Source organism: Streptomyces colwelliae (genome assembly GCF_048158785.1).
GTDB lineage: Bacteria > Actinomycetota > Actinomycetes > Streptomycetales > Streptomycetaceae > Streptomyces.
The window spans coordinates 1-22,782 of the sequence record NZ_JBLTJC010000042.1 but is presented as its reverse complement, the minus strand read 5'-3'; the positions used below and the strand labels follow the sequence as shown (position 1 = coordinate 22,782).

17 protein-coding genes and 1 pseudogene are annotated in these 22,782 nt (G+C 70.3%); 17 read left to right on the top strand and 1 reads right to left on the bottom strand.

Annotated elements, in window-relative coordinates; all coding sequences use genetic code 11:
- Positions 1-57 precede the first annotated feature (57 nt).
- The 13 genes and pseudogenes from ACNFOC_RS11920 (at position 58) to fusA (ending at position 16,534) form a co-directional block, all read left to right on the top strand.
- A complete protein-coding gene (locus ACNFOC_RS11920; protein WP_416959074.1) occupies positions 58-1,422 on the top strand; it encodes a sensor histidine kinase in 1,365 nt (454 codons plus the stop codon).
- Positions 1,419-2,111, top strand: coding sequence for a response regulator (locus ACNFOC_RS11915; protein ID WP_416959073.1), 693 nt, complete (start codon positions 1,419-1,421; stop codon positions 2,109-2,111). The genes ACNFOC_RS11920 and ACNFOC_RS11915 overlap by 4 nt, the downstream gene beginning before the upstream one ends.
- Positions 2,112-2,265: 154 nt before the next feature.
- The gene (locus tag ACNFOC_RS11910) at positions 2,266-3,402 is read left to right on the top strand and encodes a lactonase family protein (RefSeq protein WP_416959072.1); all 1,137 of its coding nucleotides are present in this window, start codon (positions 2,266-2,268) and stop codon (positions 3,400-3,402) included.
- 37 nt (positions 3,403-3,439) lie between these two features.
- Positions 3,440-3,832: pseudogene (locus ACNFOC_RS11905) on the top strand (ATP-binding cassette domain-containing protein); the annotation flags it as partial.
- Between the two features lie 29 nt (positions 3,833-3,861).
- Positions 3,862-4,245 (top strand): amidohydrolase family protein, encoded by a 384-nt coding sequence (locus ACNFOC_RS11900; protein WP_416959071.1) that lies wholly within the window; start codon positions 3,862-3,864, stop codon positions 4,243-4,245.
- Positions 4,246-4,315: 70 nt separating this feature from the next.
- On the top strand, positions 4,316-5,020 hold the full coding sequence (locus ACNFOC_RS11895; protein WP_416959070.1) for a GntR family transcriptional regulator: 705 nt from the start codon (positions 4,316-4,318) through the stop codon (positions 5,018-5,020).
- 33 nt (positions 5,021-5,053) lie between these two features.
- Complete coding sequence (locus ACNFOC_RS11890) at positions 5,054-6,643, top strand: carboxylesterase/lipase family protein (RefSeq protein ID WP_416959069.1); 1,590 nt, start codon at positions 5,054-5,056, stop codon at positions 6,641-6,643.
- Between the two features lie 11 nt (positions 6,644-6,654).
- Entirely contained in the window at positions 6,655-7,698 is a 1,044-nt protein-coding gene (locus ACNFOC_RS11885; RefSeq protein WP_416959068.1) for an ABC transporter substrate-binding protein, read from the top strand.
- Positions 7,695-8,600, top strand: a complete 906-nt coding sequence (locus ACNFOC_RS11880; RefSeq protein ID WP_416959067.1) for an ABC transporter permease — start codon at positions 7,695-7,697, stop codon at positions 8,598-8,600. Before ACNFOC_RS11885 ends, ACNFOC_RS11880 begins: the two co-directional genes overlap by 4 nt.
- A gap of 160 nt (positions 8,601-8,760) precedes the next feature.
- Positions 8,761-9,138 (top strand): hypothetical protein, encoded by a 378-nt coding sequence (locus ACNFOC_RS11875; RefSeq protein WP_416959066.1) that lies wholly within the window; start codon positions 8,761-8,763, stop codon positions 9,136-9,138.
- A gap of 168 nt (positions 9,139-9,306) precedes the next feature.
- Positions 9,307-13,170, top strand: a complete 3,864-nt coding sequence (locus ACNFOC_RS11870) for an nSTAND1 domain-containing NTPase (RefSeq protein WP_416959065.1) — start codon at positions 9,307-9,309, stop codon at positions 13,168-13,170.
- 155 nt (positions 13,171-13,325) lie between these two features.
- On the top strand, positions 13,326-14,195 hold the full coding sequence (locus ACNFOC_RS11865; RefSeq protein WP_416959064.1) for an NlpC/P60 family protein: 870 nt from the start codon (positions 13,326-13,328) through the stop codon (positions 14,193-14,195).
- A gap of 284 nt (positions 14,196-14,479) precedes the next feature.
- Positions 14,480-16,534: an elongation factor G gene (fusA, locus tag ACNFOC_RS11860; RefSeq protein WP_416959063.1), complete on the top strand. Its 2,055-nt coding sequence runs from the start codon at positions 14,480-14,482 to the stop codon at positions 16,532-16,534.
- A gap of 127 nt (positions 16,535-16,661) precedes the next feature.
- On the opposite strand, the gene ACNFOC_RS11855 is transcribed toward fusA, so the two are convergent.
- Entirely contained in the window at positions 16,662-18,428 is a 1,767-nt protein-coding gene (locus tag ACNFOC_RS11855) for a pectate lyase-like domain-containing protein (RefSeq protein ID WP_416959062.1), read from the bottom strand.
- A 210-nt stretch (positions 18,429-18,638) separates the two neighbouring features.
- On the opposite strand from ACNFOC_RS11855, the gene ACNFOC_RS11850 reads away from it, so the two are divergent.
- The 4 genes from ACNFOC_RS11850 to ACNFOC_RS11835 form a co-directional block, all read left to right on the top strand.
- The gene (locus tag ACNFOC_RS11850; protein ID WP_416959061.1) at positions 18,639-19,955 is read left to right on the top strand and encodes an ABC transporter substrate-binding protein; all 1,317 of its coding nucleotides are present in this window, start codon (positions 18,639-18,641) and stop codon (positions 19,953-19,955) included.
- A gap of 8 nt (positions 19,956-19,963) precedes the next feature.
- Positions 19,964-20,959: a carbohydrate ABC transporter permease gene (locus ACNFOC_RS11845; RefSeq protein ID WP_416959060.1), complete on the top strand. Its 996-nt coding sequence runs from the start codon at positions 19,964-19,966 to the stop codon at positions 20,957-20,959.
- Positions 20,952-21,812 (top strand): carbohydrate ABC transporter permease, encoded by an 861-nt coding sequence (locus tag ACNFOC_RS11840; protein WP_416959059.1) that lies wholly within the window; start codon positions 20,952-20,954, stop codon positions 21,810-21,812. Before ACNFOC_RS11845 ends, ACNFOC_RS11840 begins: the two co-directional genes overlap by 8 nt.
- A gap of 38 nt (positions 21,813-21,850) precedes the next feature.
- Positions 21,851-22,782 (top strand): family 1 glycosylhydrolase (locus tag ACNFOC_RS11835; protein ID WP_416959058.1); only part of this gene is annotated, 932 nt, incomplete at its 3' end.

Sequence of the window (22,782 nt, the reverse complement as noted above, 5' to 3'; positions counted from 1 at the left end):
TCGCATGCGGCCCCACAATGGACAGGTGACCTCCATGAACCCGGACCGGTGACACCGATGAGCCTCGACGACCCCGCCCGCGTGCTGTTCACGGAGACGGACCTCCCGTGGAGTCACCCCGTGGCCGGCGGGCTGTCCCGGTTCGGCCGGCGGATCAAGCAGGCCGACCGGACACGCCCGTGGGTGCTGGACGCGGCCCTGATCGCCCTGGTCGTGATGGCGTTCTGCGTGCCGGACATGGTGGACGACGACGACGGCCGGCGGCGCGGCTTCGACAACAGCTTCATCCACCTGCCCTGGCCGGCGACCGTCGCCCTACAGGCGGGTCTGGTGCTGCCGCTGCTGTGGCGGCGCCGCCGGCCGACCCTGGCCTTCGCCCTGATCGCCGCGGTGTTCTTCGTCCAGGCCGGACTGGGTGTCTGGCTGCGCGCCGACGTCGCCCTGCTCATCTCCCTCTACAGCCTGGTCCTGCACGGGCAACTGCGTCGGCTGCCCATCGCCTGCGCCGTGACCCTCACCGCCCTCGGGCTGTTCGCCCTGCGGCTGCCGTCCCAAGTGCCCGTCCTGGACGCGCTGTTCGTCCTGTTCAGCACCATCACCGCGGCCGTCGCGCTCGGCCTCGTCGTCCGCATCCGGCGCGCCCAGCTCGCCGTACTGCGCGACCGCGCGGCCCGCCTGGAGATCGAACGCGACCAACGCTCCAAACTCGCCGCCGCCGCCGAACGCACCCGTGTGGCACGGGAGATGCACGACATCATCGGCCACAACCTCTCCGTCATCATCACCCTCGCCGACGGCGGTGCCTACGCCACCGACCTCGCCCCCGAGCGCGGCAAGCAGGCCCTGCTCCTGATCGGCGACACCGGACGTCAGGCACTCGGTGAACTGCGCCGCATGCTGGGCGTGTTGCGCGTCCAGACCGCCACACGGGACGCCCCCGAACTCAGCCCGCAACCGGGCATCGCCGACCTCGACGCCCTGTGCGCCCGCATCCGCGCGGCCGGTCCGCAGGTCGTGTACCGCACCGGCGGCGACCCCGCCGCCCTGGACCGCGGGGTCCAGCTCACCGTGTACCGCATCGTCCAGGAAGCCCTCACCAACGCCCTCAAGCACGCGGGTCACGACACCCGCGTCGAACTCGCGGTGAACGTCGAGGAGTCACGGGTGCGCATCGACTGCCACGACACCGGCCCGGCCAGGCCCCTCACCGGACCCGCACCGAGCCACGACGAAGGACACGGACTCGCCGGCATGAGAGAACGCGCCGCCCTCTACCACGGCACCGTCACCGCGGGCCCCGCCCCCGGCGGCGGCTGGACGGTACGGGCCACCCTCGACCCGACCCCGCTCACCGGGAGCGGGAGCGGGAGCGGGAGCGAGAACGGGACTGGGACCGGAACTGGGACCGGGGGCGCGGCATGACGACCGTGCTCATCGTGGACGACCAGCCCCTCCAACGCCTGGGATTCCGCATGCTGTTGGAGGCCAACCCCGACACCGAGGTGGTCGGCGAGGCCGGGCACGGCGGCGAGGCGGTGCGGATGGCCGCCGAACTGCGTCCCGACGTGATCCTGATGGACGTACGGATGCCCGGCATGGACGGCATCGAGGCCACCCGCCGGGTCGTCGCGGCCGGCGACCGCTCCCGCGTCCTCATCCTGACCACCTTCGACCTCGACGAGTACGCCCACGAGGCACTGCGCGCGGGAGCCAGCGGCTTCCTCCTCAAGGACGCCCACCCCGAGGAACTCCTCGCCGGCATCCGCGCGGTGGCCTCCGGCGACGCCGTCATCGCCCCCGCGCTCACCCGCCGCCTGCTGGACGCCTACGCCCAGCACCTGCCGAGGAGGTCACCGAAAGGGCCCGCGGCGGCGCCCGCGATGGACGACCCCCGCATCCGCTCCCTCACCGAACGCGAGCGCGAGATCCTCGTCGCCATGGGCCGGGGTTGGACCAACGGCGAGATCGCCGAACGCCTCTTCCTCTCCGAGTCCACGGTGAAGACGCACGTCGGCCGCGTCCTGGCGAAGGTCGGCGCCCGCGACCGCGTCCAGGCCGTGATCCTGGCCTACGACCTCGGCCTGGCCCGCCCCAACTCCTCCGACCAGTAGACCGAGTTGTCCTGGGGCATCGTGAAACCTTAGGTTGCACGGTCCGCACGCACAGCTTCGTACACGCTGTGGACGCTGCGGCACATCGGGACAACTGTTGCTTCCCATGGTCGAGATCAAAAGGGCTGTGTCCCGCAGAACGATGTTGGGCGCCATGACGGCGACGGCGACCGCGGCAACCGTGCCGCTGACCGTCGCGGCACCGAGCGCCGAGGCCGCACCGCAGGTGAGACCCGATCTTCTCTACGTCGGCACCTGGAACGGCGGCAAGGTCTACGGGGTTCGATTCGACCCCGTCCAGGGCACCCTGACCTCCATCGGGCCGGTGGCCCAGGTCAGTTCGGGCTGGGTGACGGCGCACCCCGACCGCCCGGTGCTCTACGTCGGCAGCCAGCTGGACGGCGGAATCGTCCACGTCCTCGCCGTCGACCGCACCACCGGCGCCCTGACGGAGACCGGTCAGGTGAGCACGGACGCCGGAGGGACGGCCGGCGGCGGTCTGTCGTACCTGGGCGTGGACCGGTCCTCCGAGACCCTGCTCGTCGCCAACTTCGAGGCGGGCCTTGCCGTTTCCCTCCCGATCCGTAGAAACGGGAGTCTCGGCGCGCCGGTCTCGGTCGTGGCCGACACCGGATCGGGGCCCAACCCACGGCAGTTGGGCCCACACCCGCACGAGGTCGTCGTGGCACCGGGCCGCCGCCACGCCCTGGTCCCCGACTTCGGCGCCGACCGCGTCTTCGTCTACGGCTTCGACGGTACGACGGGTGCGCTGTCGCCCGGTGAGGGGGGACCCGGCGCCTACGCCACCGACGCCGGTGCGGGCCCGAGACGGATCGTGTTCCACCCCGACGGACGCAGGGCGTACCTGCTGACCGAGCTGACGGCGGAGCTCCAACTCCTCGACTGGGACGGGAGATCGGGAGAGCTGACGCACCGTCAGAGTCTGGCGATCGACTCACCGGACTTCACCGGCACCAAGAGCGGCGCCGAACTGGCCATCAGCCGCGACGGACGCTTCGTCTACGCCTCGAGTCGTGGCGAGAACACGCTCGTTGTGCACGCGGTCGACCGGAGGACCGGACTGCTCTCCCTCCTCCAGCGCATCCCCTGCGGGGGACTGAAGCCCTGGAGCTTCACCGTGCACCCGAGCGGGCGCTGGCTGTTCGTCGCCAACGAGGTGAGCAGCACCGTCGACGTGTTCGCCGTCGACCTCCGCTCCGGGCTGCTGGCCGCCACCGGGAACTCCCTCGCGATACCGAACCCCGACTGCATCACCGTCTGCGCACGCTGAGGTCCGGCTGCGCGGGATTGTCCATCAATCCCGCGCGGTGAGGATCTTGGGTGCGAAGAGATGTGACGTTCTTGCTGCACACTTCTTGCCGCCATGGGTCGCCGCTGTTACGTTCACTGCATCGCTTGTCGGACAATCTGATGCAAGCGCAGGTCCACCCCTCCCTCCAACCCCTACGTGTAGGCCGGGCAAGGAGACCAAGTTGTCGAACAATCAGCGCCCATCCCACTCCGAAGCCCTCCGCTTCGACCACGTCACCCTCCCGTTCCCGGTAAGCCGGAGGCCGGCCATCGAGGACGTGTCGTTCCCGGTCGAGCGAGGCAGGTTCGTCGCCGTCATCGGACCCAGCGGCTGCGGCAGGAGCACGATCCTCAACCTGGCCGCCGGACTGCTCTCCCCGCCCCTTGGGCGGGTCCACTTCGACGGCGAGCCCGTGAACGCCGTCAACAACTCCGGCAGGTGCTGGAGCGGTTCCCGGACGTCCGGGTCCTCCTCGACCGCATCGGCTACCCGGACATCGCCGCCTCGCCCGCCCGCGCCGGTGCCGACGTCGCCGAACTCGCCCAGCATCCGGGCCTGTTCCTGAAGCTCACCCACCGCAATCCGGAGCGGCTGCACGACGCCGGGGACGCGGCGGCCGACTTCCTCGAACCCGTCGTATCCGCCTTCGGTGCCGAACGGATCGCCTGGGGCTCCAACTGCCCTGCCGCAGAACAGTCGTTGCCCGAGCTGCTGCGTCCGGCCGCGGACGTCCTCGCCGTACTCCCGGCAGAGGCCCGGCAGGCGATCTTCGCCGGTACGGCACGACGGCTGTACCCCGGGCTGACCGAAGACGGCGCCTGAACGGGACATACTCCCGGAACGGCCGACATCAGCGGCCGGCAACCCTTCCGAGAACACACAGGTGATCAAGGTGGACATCAGCGGTTACGACGACGTCGTGGATCCGGGCCGGACGTCGCCCACCCGGCACAGCCAGGCCTACGACGGACTGCGCTCCCTGCTCCTGTCGGGCAGCGTAGAGCCGGGCGCCCGGCTCACGGAGGCCGACCTGACCAGGATGTTCAACGTCTCGCGCAGCACCATGCGGGCGGTGCTGGTCCGGCTGACCCAGGAGGGTTACGTGACCAGCGAGGTCAACCGGGGGGTGCGCACCCGGAGTTTCACGGTCGAGGAGGCCGCGGACATCCTGGAGGCCCGCGAGACGCTGGAGTCCGCCCTCGCGGGGAAGGCCGCCGAACGCGCCACCGACGAGGAGATCGCCCAACTCCGCGCCACCCTCCGGGAGATGGAGGAGTGCAAGGCACGCGGCGACCAGGCCGCCTACTCGCGCGGCAACCGCCTCTTCCACCAGCAGGTCAAACAGGCCGCCCACCAGCAGACCCTCGCCAAGGCCTACGACACGCTGCTCTACCCGCTCGTCATGCGCCAGTACCGCAACCTCTCCGCGCCGCACCCGCGCGCCGGATCGCTGGAGGAGCACCAGGCGATCCTCCTCGCCATCGTCACCCGCAACCCCGAGGCGGCCGTCGCCGCGATGCGCCACCACGTGGCCTCCGCCCGCCAGGCACTGCTGCTGCGCTCGGACCGCGACAGCCCCGCCCACGCCACCGACTGACCGAACACTCGCCACACACGAGAGAGGTTCTTCATGCGCCACCCAGTGGAAACCGAAGCAGGGCTGGTGGAGGGCATACCGGGCCGCGACCACGCGCTCACCGTGTTCCGCGGAATCCCCTACGCGGCGCCCCCGGTGGGGGAGTTGCGCTGGCGCCCGCCCCAGCCCCCGCCGACCTGGCCCGGTGTGCGCACGGCCGACGCCTTCGGCCCGATGTGCCCGCAGGTCCCGGGCGGCGAGCTCGCCGGCATCGACCTCCCGATGAGCGAGGACTGCCTGAACCTCAACGTCTGGACCGGTGCAACCTCCACCGAGGAACGCCGCCCGGTCCTGGTCTGGATCTACGGCGGCGGCTTCCGCGTCGGCACCGGCGCGAGCCCCCGCTACGACGGCGAGGCGCTCGCCCGCGAAGGTCTCGTCGTCGTCACCTTCAACTACCGCCTGGGCGCCTTCGGTTTCCTCGCCACCCCCGAACTCAGCGCCGAGTCCGGCCACCACGCCTCCGGCAACTACGGCCTCCTCGACTGCGTCGCCGTCCTGCGCTGGGTCCGCGACAACATCACCAACTTCGGCGGCGACCCCGGCCGCGTCACCATCGCCGGGCAGTCCGCCGGTGCCGGCGCCGTCAACTTCCTGGCCATGTCCCCCCTGGCCCAGGGCCTCTTCCACCGCGCCGTCGCCCAGAGCCACGCCCGCCACTCGCGCGATCCCGAACTCCGGTACCTGGCAACGTCGTACCGTACCCTCGCCGACGCCGAGAGCGCGGGCGCACGGTACGCCGAGGAGCGCGGCGGGCCCTCGCTCGCACGGCTGCGGTCACTGCCCTGGCAGAAGCTCGTCGACGGGGACGCGGCCGTCGACTCCCTTGTGGAGACCGGCAGTTCGGCGAAGCCGCCGCTGTTCCGGCCCGTCGTCGACGGCTGGGTGCTCCCCGCCGGCTACGACGAGACGTACGCCAAAGGCCTTCAGAACAACGTCGGTTACCTCGCCGGCAACAACCGTGACGAGAGCGGAGCCGTCCCCGAGAGCACCTTCGCCGCCTACCGCACCGCGGGCAGGAAGGCCTGGCGCCCGGGCATGCCACCCGTCCACGTCACCCTCGACGACTACACGGACGCGGCCCGGCAGAAGTTCGGCGAGATGGCCGACGAGTTCCTGCGGCTGTACCCGGCGGCCGACGACGACACGGCGGGCCGGGCCCACAGCGCGGCCGTACGCGACAACGCCCGTGTCTCCACGTTCCTTTGGGGCACGGACTGGACCCGGCACGCGGACCACCCGGTCTACACGTACTTCTGGACCCACCGCTCCCCGGCGCGCGGGCAGAACCCGCGGCGCGCCTCGCACGGCTCCGAGATCGACTTCGTCCTCGACAACCTCGACCAGGACGACGCCGAGTGGACCGACGAGGACCGGGCCGTCGCGGCGACCATGTCCGGCTACTGGGCCAACTTCGTCGCCACCGGCGACCCCAACGGGCCCGGACTGCCCGACTGGCCGCCGTACACACCGGATTCGGCCACGGTCATGCAGGTCGGCGAGGGCTTTGGACCGGTCCCGGTCGCGGAGCCCGCCCGGCTCGACTTCTGGAAGCGCTTCTTCCGTACGCAACAGGCATGGTGACAGGAGACCTCATGAGACTACGCACCGCGGACACCCGTACCGCCGTCGCCCTGGCGGCCATCATGGCGCTCGGCACGGCCCTGCTGACCGCGTGCGGCGGCGATTCCTCGGCGAGCGCCGACGGACTCACCACCGTCACGGTCGGCACCGGCGGCAACATCTTCGACGTGCCCCTCAAAGTGGCCGACGCCAACGGCTACTTCCGCAAGCAGGGGCTCAAGATCAAGTACGTGACGCTGACCGCAGCGACCGGACCCTCGGCCCTCGAGGCGGGTTCCGTGCAGTTCCTCCACGACAGTCCGACCGGGTTCGTTACCGCGCTCTCCAAGGGCCTTCCGGAGACCGCAGTCGCCGCCGACGGGCTGGGCAACCCGCTCGGGCTCGTCGTCAGCAAGAAGTTCGCCCAGGACCACGACCTGACCGCCTCCACCCCGGCCGCCGACGTGGCCAAGGCACTGGCCGACTCCACCGCGGGCGCCAGCTCGGCCAACACCAAGGCCGAGGCCGGGATCTTCCTCAAGTCCCACGGCGTCGACCCCACCGAGCTGAAGTGGGTGTCGCTGCCCAGCCCGGCCGCCGACAAGGCCGCGCTCAACAACCATGAGATCGACTGGTTCGTCACCTCGGAGCCGCTGCCCCTCCAGATCGCGGACTCCGGCGACGGCATCGTCGTGGCGACGCCGCTGACGGTGCCCGAATGGGACGCCACGCACTCGGGATACAGCCAGTTCGTGGTGGCCCAGAAGAGTTACGCGAGCGGGCACGCCGACGTCGTGAAGAAGTTCGTCACGGCGGTACAGCAGGGCGCCGCCTACATGCGGACCCACCTCGCGGACAAGCAGGACAAGACGGTGCTGGCCGTAGCGCAGAAGGCGCTGCCCGGCGTACCGGCCAAGGTTCTCGAAGGCAGCCTCGAACAGGTCGACTGGCCGGCCAAGTCCTCGATGGACGCCGCCACTTGGAACACCACCACGGCCTTCATCGACGCGATAGGCGCGCTCCCCGACGGAGCGAAGGTCACCACGAGCGACTGGACCAACAAGTACCTGCCATGACACGGCCGGCGCGAGAGCGGAAGGAGCAGAGGACGGCGACTGCCACCGACACCTCCGAGAGCACGACCGAGGTCGCGGTCGCGACCGAACGACGCCGCGGGAACAACGACCGCTGGCGCGACACCGCCACCGTGGTGACCCTGCGCCTCGCGGTGATCGCGCTCTGCCTGGTCCTCTGGCAGGTGATGAGCGGACCGGTCGTCCCCGAGTACGCGGTCAGCAAGCCGACCGATGTGTCGCACGCCCTGTGGAAGCTGCTCGGCTCCTCCTCCGGTTGGACCGATATAAAGGTGACGTCGATCGAGGTGGCGGCCGGCTTCGCCATCGGCGTGGTCCTCGGCACGGTGATGGGCCTGCTCCTGGGCTCCTTCCCGCTCGCGGGCCGGGTCCTGGAACCCCTGGTGGCCGCAGTCAACGGCATCCCCAAGATCGCCCTCGCCCCGCTCTTCCTGCTGTTCTTCGGCATCGGCCCCTGGTCGAAGATCAACATCGCGGTGACGGGCGTGTCCTTCGTCGTCTTCTACAACGTCTACCTCGGCCTGCGCCTGCGCGAGCGGGAACTCGTCGAGATCGTCCAGGTGATGGGCGGCCGCCGCCACCACGTCCTCGGCTACGTCACGATCCCCACCCTTGCCGCCCCCTTCTTCGCCGCCCTCAAGACCGGCGGCCCGCTCGCCATCCTCGGTGTCATCGGCGGCGAGTTCATCGCCTCCTCCGAAGGCGTCGGCCATGAACTGTTCACCTCGGCCATGAACCTCGACGCCGCGACCGAGTTCGCCGGCCTGATCGTCCTGGTGGTGATGACCCTCATCCTCAACGGCCTGCTGAGTTGGCTCGACAAGTACGCGCTGAAACGGCTCGGGCTCAGCCCGCGGAGGCCGACCGAGCGGCGCGCCGGTTGACCACCACTCCACAGAACCCCTGCTCACACCGGGTTTCCCGGTCGTCCCCCGGACGGGCAACGGGAAACCCGTCGACCCCGGAACTCCCCCGGGACAGGCTGATCCCCGTCAGCACGAAGGACGGCCTGCGACAACGCAGGAAGACTCACCAGGGGGAGACATGCGCAAGATGATGAGCGCCTTCGCCGCACTCGCGACCGCGGCCACCGCGGTGGTCGCGATGAGCGGCGCAGCCCAGGCCGCGCCCGCGAGCAACAGCACCGTGTGGGGCTGCCCGTCCGGCGCGGTGTGCATCTACGGCCAGGGCGTGGACCCGGTCGCCAACCCGCACCCGACCAACGTCTACTACAGCTACGGCGCCCACAACCTGAGCAACCAGGTCGGCTACCACATCGTTCTCAACAACCAGTACGGCGGCGCCTCCGCGAGCCTGTGCAACAACTACGGCGGCACCGGCTGTGTCTGGAACATCCCGCAGGACTACTACGTCTACTACGACCTCACCCCCATCAACTCCATCACCCTCAACAGGCCGTAGCGGAATCTTCGCCACGGGGGAGCACTGCCGGGACCGGTCCACGCCGGTTCCGGCAGTCCCGCTTTTTCGCCACTCCGGGTGAAAGTCCTGTCTCCCTGTCCGACCCCCGCAGTAACCTGGGCATCCGCCGTCTCACGATCCGGGCAGGCCGGTGCCAGGGGGGACGCCTTGGGGGATCAGCAGTACGACCACGCGGGCGCCGACCGGACCGACCAGCCGGGAAGCACCGCACAGGCCACGTCGTCCTTTCCCGCGCAGCTGCGACGGCTGCGCCGGGAGCGCGGACTGTCGCTGGCCGATCTCGCACGTCAGACGCACTACAGCAAGGGCTATCTCAGCAAGATCGAGACGGGCGTCAAGCGGGCGACCGTCGACGTGGCCCGTCAGTGCGACCACATCCTGCGCGCCGAGGGCGAGTTGCTCCGGCTGGTGCGCGAGGCAGGCCCGGCCGAGCGCGGCGGCGGGGCGACCGCCGACACCGGTACGCCCGCCTGTCCGTATCGCGGACTGTCCGCGTTCACCCCGCAGGACGCGGCCTGGTTCTTCGGCCGGGAGCGGGCCACGGCCGCACTTGTCGAGCGGGTCTTCCAACGAGTAGGCGGCGGACCGCTGTTGCTCGTCGCCCCGTCCGGCGCAGGCAAGTCCTCGCTCCTGAACGCCGGTCTCGTACCGGCGTTACGCCGCCCCGGCGGCTTCCCGATGCCCGGCGCCGAGCGCTGGCCCGTCGTCGCGCTCACGCCCACCGCCCATCCGCTGGACGAACTCCTCGAACGTACGGCGAAGGTCCTCGGCAGCGATCTCGACCTCACCGCACGGCAGTTGGCCGACCGTCCCGAGGTGCTGCTAGAGGCGGTCCGGGCCCGTTCGGAGGGCGCCCCGGCCGGTGCGGACGGTCGCCGCCCGCCGCCCGTCCGGCCGGTGCTGCTGGTCGACCAGTTCGAGGAACTGTTCACCCTCTGCTCCGACGAGAGCGAGAGACGGGCCTTCGTACGGGTCCTGGGGGCACTGTCCACCGGCCCGGACCCCGCCGTCGTCGTGCTCGGCGTCCGCGCCGACTTCACCGGCCAATGCCTCGAACTCCCCGAACTCGCACCGGTGTTCACCGACGGACTCTTCGTCCTGCTCCCCATGTCCGTGGCGGAGCTGCGCGCGTCCATCACCCGCCCCGCCGAACTCGCCGGCGTCACCCTCGAACCCGGCCTCGTCCCCCTCCTCCTGCGCGACGCCGGCCTGCGCGACGAACCGGGCACCGTGGACCGTTCCAACACCCCCGACGACACCCCGTCCGGCGCCCTGCCCCTCGTCTCCCACGCCCTCCTCGCCACCTGGCAGCAGCGCGAGGACACCACCCTCACCGTGGCCGGATACGAGCGCACCGGCGGCATCCAGGGCGCCATCGCCCGCACCGCCGAGACCGTGTTCGCCCAGCTGTACCCGGCCGAGCAGAAGACCATCCGGCGCGTCCTGTCCCGGCTCGTCCACGTGTCCGACGAGGGGACCGCCGCGACCCGGCGCAGAGCCGGCCGCAGTGCCCTGATGGAACAACTCGCCGACGCCGACGCCGCGTCGGCCGCCCTCGACGTCTTCGTCCAAGCCCGGCTGATCACCGTGGACCGCGACACCGTCGAGATCACCCACGAGGCCCTGCTGCACGCCTGGCCCCGGCTGCGCGACTGGATCCACGCCGACCGCGCCGGACTCCTCATCCACCAGCAACTCGCCCACGCCGCCGCCGAATGGGAGCGCGAGGACCGCGACCCGTCCGCCCTCTACCGCGGCACCCGCCTAGACACCGTCCGCGCCTGGGCCGACGAACTCGACGGCCGCAGCCGTATCGGCCCCCGCGAAGAGGCCTTCCTCGAAGCCAGCCAGGCCGAGGAGGACACGCGTCAACATCTGGCGAGACGTCAGATCCGGTTACGCCAGGCCCTGTTCGCCACCCTCGCCGTCCTCCTCGGCCTCGCGGTGACCGCCGGCGGCCTCGCCTACCAGCAGCGCGCCAGTGCCCTCGACCAGGAGCGCGTCGCCCGTTCCCAGGCCCTCGCCGTGCAGTCCACCTCCCTGGCCGGCAGCCAGCCCGAGGCCTCGATGCTCCTCGCCGAGGAGGCCTACCGCGCCGACCGCACCCCCGAGGCCCGCGGCGCCCTGCTCAGCACCCAGGCCCAGGCCTTCTCCGCCCGCCTCGTCGGCCGGCACGGCCCGGTCAACGCGGTCGCCTTCGCCCCGAACGGCAAGCTCCTCGCGACGGCCGGCTCGTACGGGACCGTACAACTGCGCCGCACCACCGATCACCGTACGACCGCCACGCTCACCCTTCCCGGACGGGTCCGGTCGGTCGGCTTCAGCCCCGACGGGGCCGCCCTCGCGGCGACGTCGAGCGATGGACCGGTCCGGATCTGGGGCACCGCCGACCACCGGGTGCGGGCCCTGCTGCCCGCGAGCACCACCGGCGCCCGCGCGCTCGCCTTCGACCCCCGCGGCCGTAGCCTCGCGGTCGCCGGTGACGATGGAACGGTCCAACTCTGGGACATCGGCAGCGACGACCCGACCGTGGTGCGGCTCGTCGGACACACCGGCCGGGTCAACACGCTGGCCTACGCCCCGGACGGCAAGACCCTGGCCTCGGGCGGCTCCGACCGGACCGTACGGCTGTGGGACACCGACCGGGGACGGGCACTCGCCGTGCTCAAGGGGCACACCGACGAAGTGCTCGGGGCGGCGTTCGCCCCGGACGGGCGGAGCGTGGCCTCCGGGGGCGTCGACCGGACCGTGCGCCTGTGGGACGTGGCCTCGCACCGGTCCACGGCGACGCTGACCGGGCACAGCGACGACGTCAACGCCGTCGCCTACACCCCTGACGGCGGCACGGTCGTCAGCGCGGGCGGCGACGGCACGACCCGGCTGTGGGACGTGCGCACGGGGCGGCCGGCCGCGATCCTCGCCGGGCACACCGACTACGTGATGTCCGTCGCCGTGAACTCCGCCGGGACGACGCTCGCCACCGGCGGCTTCGACCAGTCGGTGGTGCTGTGGGACCTGCGTGGACCGGTCCTGACGGGCCGCCCGTTCACCGAGGTCTCGCAGGCCGCGTACAGCCCGGACGGGACACTCCTCGCGACCGCCGACGCGGACCACACCGTACGGCTGTGGGACGTGGCCCGGCACCGGGTCGTGACGACGTTCACGGGCCACCGCGAGAGCGTGTTCTCGGTGGAGTTCGCCCCGGACGGGCGGACCCTCGCGTCGGCGGGCTCGGACGGCACGGTCCGGCTGTGGGACGTCCGCTCGCATCGCGCGCTCGCGACCCTCACCGGCCACACCGGGGACATCTTCTCCGTCGCGTTCGCACCCGACGGACGCACCCTCGCCTCCGCCGGCGCCGACCGCACGGTCCGCGTCTGGGACGTCCACGGCCACCGTCAACTCGCCGTCCTCAACGGCCACTCGGACTCCGCCAACGATGTCACGTTCAGCCCCGACGGCCGCACCCTCGCCAGCGCGGGCGACGACCTGACGGTCCGCCTCTGGGACACGGCGACCCACCGCCCGCTCGCCACCCTCACGGGACACACCGGCGCGGTGCGGGGCGTGGCCTTCAGCCCCGACGGACGGACTCTCGCGAGCAGCAGCAACGACGGCACCGTCCGCCTGTGGGACGTCCGCCACCGCCGCTTCTCGGCCTCCCTCACCGGCCACACCGGATCCGTGCGCGGCCTCGCCTTCTCGCCGGACGGCCACTTCCTCGCGAGCAGCGGCAGCGACCGTACGGTCCGGCTCTGGGACGTGTCCGGACGGCGGCCGTGGGCCACGCTCACCGGGCACACGAACGCGGTGTGGGGCGTCGCGTTCGCCCCCGACGGCCGGACTCTCGCGAGCAGCAGCAACGACGGGACCGTACGCCTGTGGGACCTGGACCTCGGCGACCGGCTCACCCGGATCTGCCGCCTGCGCACGGGAGTCGGTCCCCAGGAGCGGAAGACGCTGATGCCGGGGCTGCCCGTGTCGTTCACGGCCGCGTGTGCTAAGCCCTGACCGAGGAGGGCCAACTTCCCCTGGTGGGAGTGGGTTTCCCCAGGGTTTCCCGTTGCCCTTCCGGGTGGGGTGACGCCGGGTCCTCGACCGGTCGGGCCGGGGTCGGCAGGCTGGTGCACGACCAGTTTCGGACCACAGAAAACGGGGGTCCCGGCATGCTCCGGCGGACCGGAATCATCGGCACACTCATCGGGCTCTTCGCCCTCCTGCTCTGGGCGCCGGCGGCCGTCGCCGCACAGGCAGCACCGGCCGCACCAGCCACACCGGCGGCCAGCGGCTGCGGTGTCCTCGCACCCGGCGCCTCGGCCGCCGCGCAGAGCGCGATCGCCGCGGCCTGCGCCCAGGTCGACGCGGGCATCTGGTACACGTGGGGCGGCGGACACGGCGCGCAGCCCGGCGCCACCTACGGCCAGGTCGACCCCACCGACCCGGCCAGCGAACACGACCCCGAGCGGCTCGGGTTCGACTGCTCGGGCCTGGTGCGCTACGCCTACGCGCAGGCCGCCGGCTCCGACATCCTCAACGGCGACGCGAGCCGGCAGTACTACACGACCCGCGCCGCCGCCCGCTTCACCGCCGCCCAGGGACTCGCCCCGCTGCTCCCCGGCGACCTGCTGGCCTACGGCGACTCGGCGGACCTGCACCACATCGCGATCTACCTCGGCGCGGGCAAGATGGTCGAGGCCAAGCAGTCCGGCACGCGTCTGATGGTCAGTGATGTCCGCCTGAGCCCCGACTACTTCGGGGCCGTCCGCGTCAACACCGGTGCGGTGACCGGGCATGTCTTCCAGACCTGGGGCACCGGCGTCTGGACGAAGACCGCGCCCTCGGTCAGTGCCACGCGCGTCTACGCCTTCCCCGGCCCGACCAGCATCCGCGTCGAGTGCCAGAAGCACGCGGAGACCGTCACCTCCGACGGCTACACCAACGACGCCTGGGCCTACCTGCCCGACTACAAGGCCTGGATGACCAACATCTACATCCAGGGACCGGCCTGGCTGGACGGCGTTCCCACCTGCACCTGACCACCCGAACCTGATAAATCCCGTGCTCCACACGCCGGGCTTCCCTACACTCGCCACATCCGTTGACGAGTGAGGGGAGCCCGGCCGTGCGTCACCGCACCGCTGTCGTCGTTCCCCGCTCCCGGTACGAGGTGATCCTCGTGTCTCCGGCCGTCCGGTGCCCGCTGCGCGGCCGGCACCGGAACGCCCGTGACGTGACAGCTTTTTGACGCTCCGTCAATTCACCTCTCCCGCATGGGAATCGCGCCGCCCCGCATGGAATCACTCTCGAAAGGCCACGGGCCGTGCGCACCGAACGCCCTCTCACCAACCCGCTCTTTGCCGTCCGCAACCTGGGCATCCTCGCCCACGTCGACGCCGGCAAGACCACCGTCACCGAGCGGTTCCTCTACCTCACCGGCACCACCCACAAGCGCGGTGAGGTCCACGACGGCACCACCGTCACCGACTTCGACCCCCAGGAGCGCGACCGTGGCATCACCATCTTCGCCGCGGCCGTCACCTGCGCCTGGGACGGTCACCGGATCAACCTGATCGACACCCCGGGCCACGTCGACTTCGCCGACGAGGTGGAACGGTCCCTGCGCGTTCTCGACGGCGCGATCGCGGTGTTCGACGCCGTCGCGGGCGTGGAGCCGCAGAGCGAGTCGGTGTGGCGCCAGGCCGACCGGTACGGCGTGCCGCGGATCGCCTTCGTCAACAAGCTGGACCGCGCGGGCGCCGACCTCGACACGGCGGTCGCCTCGATCCGCGAACGGCTCCATCCGGCGCCGCTGGTGGTGCAGTTGCCGATCGGCACGGAGGACGGCTTCACCGGAGTCGTCGACCTGCTGCGCCTACGGGCCCTGGTGTGGACCGAAGGCGGCGACACGGCGGAGGAAGTCCCGGTACCGGAAGGCCTGTTGGAGGAGGCGCGACGGCGCAGGCGGCTGCTGGAGGAGGCGGTGGCGGAGCTGCACGCGGGTGCGCTGGAGGAGTTCTACGACCGGTCGGCCCTGTCCGCCGAGACGTTGAGGGCCGCCCTGCGCGACCTCACCCGCACCGGCGACGGTGTGGTCGTACTGTGCGGCTCGGCCTACCGCAACCGTGGCATCGAGCCGCTGCTCGACGCCGTAGTGGCGTATCTGCCCTCGCCGCTGGACGTACCGGCGGTGCGGGGGACGTACGACGGCGGCGAGCAGGAGCGGGCGGCCGATCCTCAACTGCCGTTCGCCGCACTGGCGTTCAAGGTGAGTGCGACCGCGACCGGGCGGCTGACGTATCTGCGGATCTATTCGGGCACGATCGAGAAGGGAGACACCGTGTGGGACCCGGGCGCGCGGCGCACCGAGCGGATCGGGCGCATCCTGCGGGTGCAGGCCGACCGGCACGAACGGCTGGACCGGGCGGTCGCCGGGGACATCGTCGCCGTGGTCGGGCTGAAGTCCGCCCGCGCCGGTTCGACCCTGTGCGCGCCGGACGCCCCGCTCGTCCTCGAACCGCCCACGGTCGCCGACCCGGTGGTGTCCGTGGCGGTCGAGGCGCGCAGGAGCACCGACACCGACCGACTGGCGTCGGCACTGGCCCGACTGGCCGAGGAGGACCCCTCGTTGGTCGTCCGGACCGACGCCGAGACCGGCCAGACGGTCCTGTCCGGCATGGGTGAACTGCACCTGGAGGTCGCGGTGGAGAAGATCCGCCAGGCGACCGGCGTGGACGTCAACGTCGGCCGCCCGAGGGTCGCCTACCGCGAGACGGTCGTGCGCGGGGTGTCCGGACTGGTCTTCCGGCACGTCAAACAGGACGGCGGATCAGGGCAGTTCGCGCATGTCGTGCTCGACGTCGAACCGCTGGAGGGCCTCGGCTTCGAGTTCCGCTCGGCGGTCGTCGGCGGGCGGGTGCCGCAGGAGTACGTCCGCTCGGTGGAGGCCGGGTGCCGTGACGCCCTCACCGAGGGGCCGATCGGCGGCTTCCCGGTGACCGGGCTGCGCGTGACGCTGACCGACGGGGCGACCCATGTGAAGGACTCCTCGGAGCAGGCGTTCCGTACGGCCGGCCGCCTCGGCCTGCGGGAAGCCCTGCGCGCCTGTACGACGGTCCTCCTCGAACCGGTCGTCGAGGTCACCGTCACCGTGCCCGAGGACGCGGTCGGCGGAGTGCTCGGGGACCTGGCCGCCCGGCGCGGCCGCGTCACCGGCTCGACGACCCGCACGGGGTCGGCGATCGTCACGGCGACCGTGCCGCTGGCCGAACTCTTCGGCTACGCGACGCGGTTGCGCAGCCGGACGCAGGGCCGGGGGACGTTCACCGCCCGGCCGACGGGATACGCGCCCGCGCCGGGTGCGGTGACCGTCCGGTGACGGTGGCGGGTGCGGACCGAAGGGGGAGCTTCGGCCCGCACCCGCCACGTACTGAGGGACTCCGGGGATCTCACCGACTCCCGGGGGGTTTCACCAACTCCTCGGGATCTCGGGGACTCCCGGGTTCTCAGGGGTACGAGACCACCGTGGACGGCACGGTCGACGTGCCCGAAGTCGCCGCGCCCGTCTCGTTGATGACGTGTTCGTACTGACCCTGCCCGCCGAGCGAGACGACCAGCAGGTCGTGGAACTTCACGCCCGAACGGTTCGGCGCCGCGAAGCCGTTGTGCTGCACGATCGTCGGGGCGACGTTGTAGTAGCAGTAACTGCCGAGGCCCCAGCCTTCGTGCACGGTCACGTTGTCGCCGACCTTGTAGGCCGCGTAGCCCTTGATCGAGCCGTTCTGGATCGCGGCCTGGTTCGGGGCGTCGTACGCCTTCTCGTTCTGGAAGAAGATCGTGCGGCCCCGCTCGCCGTTCCACTGCACGTCGTACTTGTTGAAGTGCTCCACGAACAGGCCGGTGGCCAGCACGTCGGCGCCGTTCACGACGAGGCCGTAGTCGGCCCGGTTGGTGTCCCAGCCGATGCCCGTGCCGTGGTCGGCGCGCCAGAGCCAGGTGTGGTCGACGATGGTGTGGCGGTTGTTGATGACCATGCTGGTGGTCGCCTTGCCCGCGCCCGCGCCGCCGATGCGGACGAACACGTCCTGCACGGTGGTCGGGTTGGCGGAGTGGTCCGTCGTCGTGCCCGCGGGGCCGACTTCCAGCAGGGTGTTCGAGTTGACGGTGCCCGCGTCGATCAGGAACCCGGCCAGGCGTACGCCGTCGACGTCGGCGGTCTTCAGGGCGGTAACTCCGTTGTCCGGGACGAGAGTTGCGTAACCCAGGCCCAGGACAACGGTGTTGGCGCGGTTCACCTGGATCGGCTGGTCCAGGTGGTAGATCCCCGGGGTCAGCAGGAGGTGAAGTCCCTGCGTGAGCGCCTGGTTGAGGGTGGCCGCCGTGACGCCCGGCTTCGCGACGTAGAACTGGGAGAGGGACAGCGAGGTACCGCGCGGCGTGCCGTTGCCCCACGTCACGCCGCTCGCGCTGGTGCGCTTCTCCGGGAGGAAGACGCGGTACTCGGTGCCGTTGAGATAGAGGAAGGGCTTCTCGCGGGAGACCGGTGTCGTGCCGAGGGTGGTGTACACCGGGTTCGGGAAGCCCTGTGCCGGTGCGCCCTGCACGCCTGAGAAGACCATGTTCCAGACGCCGTTGAGCCAGCTGCCGATCACGCTGTCGCGGGTGTACCACTGCTGCTGCGAGTACGGCTGGACCTGGCCGTCGATCCGGCTGTCGGCGATGTAGCCGCCGCTGGCCCAGCCGTAGCCGTTGGGCGCGAGGTTGAGGCTGCCGCGCACGTGCATACGACGGAAGGGGGCCGCCTGAGCCACGGCCCACCTGTTCGTACCACTGACGGGGACCAGCGCGAGGTTCTCCGCCGAACGCCAGAAGTTCTGGGTGGCGTTGCCGTTGAACCAGCCGGCGTCGACCGTGATGTCACCGTTGATCGTGGTGTCGTCGGGGGAGAGGCCGAGCCCGGAGATCGAGGTGTAGAAGCCGAGTTGGGCGTTGAGCCCGCTGTACGTGCCCGGCTTGAACAGCAGTTGATAGCGGCCGGTGCCGAACTGGGCCGTCTCCTGCTGGGCGAAGATCTGGTCCAGCCTGGCCTGGATGCCGGCGGTGGACGGGTCGAAGACGATGACGTTGGGGCCGAGATCGCCGCCACCCGGCAGAGCGAGTGGCTTGTTGGCCGAGGGTGTTGTGGGGGCGGCGGAGGCGGCTGTGGGCAGGCCGGCCAGCGCGGACGCGGCGGCGGCCGCGCCGAGAACTGTTCTGCGTCGAACTGAGGACATGTCGCGGCTCTCCTTGTTCATGAAATGAACGCCGGTGGGGTTGGGAGCGCTCTCTCGCGGGGGAATGCTTCAGGTCCGTGAACGCGGCCGTCAAGAGGTACGACCGAGTTCGACGAGTGGCGTCCAAACTCTTGACGCCTTTGGCTTCCGAGGTTTAACTCACGTCCTAAATTAAGTCGTGAGTGCATTCCCTGAAGGGACACCCGGAGTATGCGCAGCATCCGAGCCGCGGCCGTAGGCGCCGTCACCATGTCACTCGCCCTCGCGGCCACGGCCTGCGGAGGCGGTTCGTCCACGGGTGGGGGATCCAACGACTCGCCCAAGACGCTCACCTACTGGGCCTCCAACCAGGGCGCCAGCATCGCGATCGACAAGAAGGTCCTCCAGCCCGAGCTCGACAAGTTCAAGCAGCAGACCGGCATCACGGTGAAGCTGGAGGTCGTGCCCTGGTCCGACCTCCTCAACCGCATCCTCACGGCGACGACTTCAGGCCAGGGCCCCGACGTCCTGAACATCGGCAACACCTGGAGCGCCTCCCTCCAGGCCACCGGCGCCTTCCTCCCGTGGAGCACGGCCAACTTCGCGAAGATCGGCGGCAAGGACCGCTTCGTCGACTCCGCGCTCGGCTCCACCGGCGCCACCGGCAAGGACCCGGCGTCCGTCCCGCTGTACTCGATGGCGTACGCGCTCTACTACAACAAGCAGATCTTCGCCGACGCGGGCATATCGCAACCGCCCACCACCTGGGCCGAGTTGGTCGCCGACGGCAAGAAGATAGAGGCGAAGGGCAAGCAGGCGCTCGGTGCCGAGGGCGCCAACGTCTCCGAGAACATCCACCACACCTTCGTCTTCGCCAAGCAGCACAACGCCGAGTTCTTCACCGCCGACGGCAAGGCCGACTTCACCAACGACGGTGTCGTGACCGCCGTCAAGCAGTACGTCGACCTGATGGCCAAGGACAAGGTCATCCCGGTCGGCAACGCCGAGTACGCGCAGAACCAGTCCGTCAGCGACTTCGCCAAGGGCAAGACGGCGATGCTGATGTGGCAGTCGGCCTCCGCCAACCTCAAGTCCCAGGGCATGAGCGAGAGTTCGTACGGCATCGCCCCGATCCCCGTGCAGTCCGGCACCCCGGGCACCGGCGCGCAGACCAACTCGATGGTGGCCGGCATCAACCTCGCCGTCTTCAAGAACACGAACAACTTGGACGGTTCCACCAAGTTCGTGAAGTTCATGACGAGCGACGCCGAGCAGAAGATCCTCAACACCGCCTACAGCTCCATCCCGCCGGTGAAGACCGCGCAGGAGGACACCGCGTTCAACACCCCCGCGAACGCCGTCCTCAAGGACACCCTCGCCAAGAGCGCCGCCGCGCTGCCGCAGGTCGCCGACGAGTCGCAGTTCGAGACGGCGGTCGGTACGGCCGTCAAGAACCTGTTCGCCGACGCCGCCGCGGGCCGCGCGGTCACGACGGCGTCGGTCAAGGCGGAGCTCGAAAAGGCTCAGCAGCAGATGCCGGCGAAGTGAGTGCGACTGTGACGAGCACTGTCACCCCGGAGGCCGCCGTGCGGAAGAACCCTTCCGACCCGGCGGCCCCCGGCCCGCGCCGGCGGCGCGGCGAACGGATCCGCCGTATCGGACTGCCCTACCTGCTCCTTCTGCCCGCCCTGATCCTTGAACTCCTGGTCCACCTGGTGCCGATGGTCATCGGCATCGTCATGAGCTTCAAGGAACTCACCCAGTTCTACATCCGAGACTGGGGCACCGCGCCTTGGACCGGTTTCGGCAACTACAAGGTCTCGGTGGATTTCAGCGCCCCCGTCGGCAAGTCGCTGCTCCACTCCTTCTTCGTCACCGTCGGCTTCACCCTGCTGTCGGTCGCCTTCTGCTGGCTGCTCGGCACGGTCACCGCGATCTACATGCAGGACAACTTCCGCGGCCGGGGTTTCCTGAGAGCGCTCTTTCTGATCCCCTACGCGCTGCCGGTCTACGCGGCCGTCATCACCTGGGTGTTCATGTTCCAGCACGACAACGGCCTGGTGAACCACGTCCTGCACGACCAGCTGCACATCACCAGCAAGCCGTCGTTCTGGCTGATCGGCGACAACAGCTTCTACGCGCTGCTCATCGTGCACGTGTGGAAGGGCTGGCCGTTCGCCTTCCTCATCGTCATGGCCGGCCTGCAGAACATCCCCAAGGAGCTGTACGAGGCCGCGTCGATCGACGGCGCGGGCATGGTGCAGCAGATCCGCCGCATCACCCTGCCGTCGCTGCGCCCCGTCAACCAGGTGCTGGTCCTCGTCCTGTTCCTGTGGACGTTCAACGACTTCAACACGCCGTACGTCCTGTTCGGCAGGGCGGCACCCGAGGCGGCCGACCTCATCTCGGTGCACATCTACCAAGCCTCGTTCGTCACCTGGAACTTCGGCACCGGCTCGGCGATGTCGGTCCTGCTGCTCCTGTTCCTGCTCGTCGTCACCGGCGTGTATCTCGTGTTCACCTCACGCGGACGGAAAACGGCCGATGTCTAGCCCCACCTCACCCATGGCCCCGCCCCGCTCCTTCATCTGGTCGCGGCGGATCTTCCTCACCCTGCTCGCCGGCTTCGTCCTGGTGCCGGTATACGTCATGCTCTCCAGCTCCCTGAAACCGCTCTCGGACGTCACGGGCAAGTTCCGCTGGCTGCCGAGCGGTTTGACGATCCGCCCGTACATCGACATCTGGTCGACGGTCCCGCTCGCGAAGTACTTCATGAACTCGCTGATCGTGTCCGTCGCCGCGACCCTCTGCTCGGTGGTGATCGCGGTCTTCGCCGCGTACGGCGTCAGCCGCTACGAGTTCCGCGGCAAGCGCGTCTTCACGGTCACCGTCCTGTCGACGCAGATGTTCCCGGGCATCCTCTTCCTGCTCCCCCTCTTCCTCCTCTACGTCAACATCGGCAACGCCACGGGCATCGCCCTGTTCGGCTCGCGCGGCGGCCTGATCCTGACGTATCTCACCTTCTCCCTGCCCTTCTCCATCTGGATGCTGATCGGCTACTTCGACTCCGTGCCACGGGACTTGGACGAAGCGGCGCTGGTCGACGGCTGCGGACCGCTCGGCGCACTGCTGCGTGTCGTCGTACCGGCCGCGATCCCCGGCATCGTCGCGGTCGCCGTCTACGCCTTCATGACCGCGTGGGGAGAAGTGCTCTTCGCCTCCGTCATGACGAACGACGCGACCCGCACGCTGGCCGTCGGACTCCAGGGCTACTCCACGCTCAACGACGTGTACTGGAACCAGATCATGGCCGCCTCGCTGGTCGTCAGCGTGCCCGTGGTCGCCGGCTTCCTGCTGCTGCAGCGCTATCTCGTCGCCGGGCTGACGGCGGGCGCCGTCAAGTGACCGACCCGACCAACTCCGCTGACCGTAAAGGGACTTCAGTGACCATCGACTTCGCCGCACTCCCGCACGACTTCCTGTGGGGCACGGCCACAGCGGCGTACCAGATCGAGGGAGCCGTCGCCGAGGACGGACGCGCGCCGTCGATCTGGGACACCTTCTCGCACACTCCCGGAAAGATCGCGAACGACGACAACGGCGACGTCGCCTGCGACCACTACCATCGCTGGCGCGAGGACCTCGGCCTGATGCGCCAACTCGGCGCCAACGCCTACCGGTTGTCCATCGCCTGGCCCCGCGTCATCCCCGGCGGCGACGGCCCGACCAACCCCAAGGGCCTCGCGTTCTACGACGAGTTGGTGGACGGACTCCTGGAGGCGGGCATCACCCCCTCCGTCACCCTCTACCACTGGGACCTGCCCCAGGCGCTCCAGGACCGCGGCGGCTGGCCCGAGCGCGCCACCGCCGAGCACTTCGCCGCGTACGCCTCGGTCATGGCCGAACGCCTCGGCGACCGTGTCACCCACTGGACGACCCTCAACGAGCCGTCCTGCTCGGCCTGGATCGGCCACCTCGAAGGCAAGATGGCCCCGGGTTGGACCGATCTAACCGCCGCCGTCCGCGCCTCGTACCACCTGCTGCTCGGCCACGGCCTCGCCGCCCAGGCGATCCGCGCCGCCGTCCCGAACGCCCAGGTCGGCATCGTCAACAACCTCTCCACGGTGTACCCCGCCTCCGACCGCGACGAGGACGTGCGGGCAGCCCGCCGGCAGGACGGCCACGTCAACCGCTGGTGGCTCGACCCGGTCCACGGCCGGGGCTTCCCGGCCGACATGGTCGAGACATACGGCGTCGAACTCCCGGAACAGCCGGGCGACTTGGCGACCATTGCGGCCCCGCTCGACTGGCTCGGCCTGAACTACTACTTCCCGGCGACCGTGGCCGACGACCCCACCGGCCCCGCCCCCTACAC